1 protein-coding gene is annotated in these 779 nt (G+C 80.0%); it reads left to right on the top strand.

Going from position 1 to position 779, the window contains the following annotated elements; translation table 11 throughout:
* A partial coding sequence (locus tag HPY23_RS12130; protein ID WP_200649611.1) for a hypothetical protein occupies positions 1-779 on the top strand: 779 nt, incomplete at both ends.

Genomic DNA, 779 nt, shown 5'->3' with positions numbered 1-779 from the left:
CCCGGGTGGCGGAGGAGGCGGCCGCGCTGATCGGCACGCGGGCCGGCGAGGCGGATGCGGCGCTGCACGGCGTCGTGGTGGGTCTGGCGGGCCGGGCCGAGGAAGCGGCTTTGGCGATCGCGGCGGCGGCCGAGCGGACGACGGGCGCGCTCGACGCGCGGACGCTGGCGGCGACCGCGGCGTTCGCCGCGGCGGCGGACGAGGCCGGCCGCCTCGTCGCCGAGCGGGCGGGCGCGGCGAACGCGAGCCTGCGCGGCACCATCGACGGCCTGGCCGAGCGCGCCGAGGATGTCGTTGCCGCGATCAATGCAGCGACCGAGCGGACGGCGGGCGCGGTGGACGCGACCCTGCGCGGGACCCTCCATGGCGTGACCGAGCGGGCCGAGGCCGTCGCTGCGGCGATCACCGGGGCGGCCGAGCAGGCGACCGGGCAGTTCGATGCCCGTACGCTGGCGGCGGCCACCGCCTTCGCGAAGGCCGCCGACGAGGCCGGCCGACTCGTCGCCGAGCGCACGAGCACCACCGACGCGACGCTCCGCGCCGCCGTCGAGCACCTGACGCGCCAGGCCGAGGACGTGTCCGCGGCCCTCGCGCTCGCCGCCGAGTCCGCCACCGGCGCCCTCGACGGGCGCACCGCCACCGCGGCCGCGGCCTTCGTGGCCGCCGCCGAGGAGGCGAGCCGCCTGATCGGCGAGCGCACCGAGACCGCCGATACCGCCCTGCGCACCGCCCTGTCGGGCCTCGCCGAGCGCGCCGAAGCGGCGGCCGCCGCCCTCACC

This window comes from Methylobacterium ajmalii, from assembly GCF_016613415.1.
Lineage (GTDB): Bacteria > Pseudomonadota > Alphaproteobacteria > Rhizobiales > Beijerinckiaceae > Methylobacterium > Methylobacterium ajmalii.
This window is presented reverse-complemented; position numbering and strand designations above follow the sequence as displayed.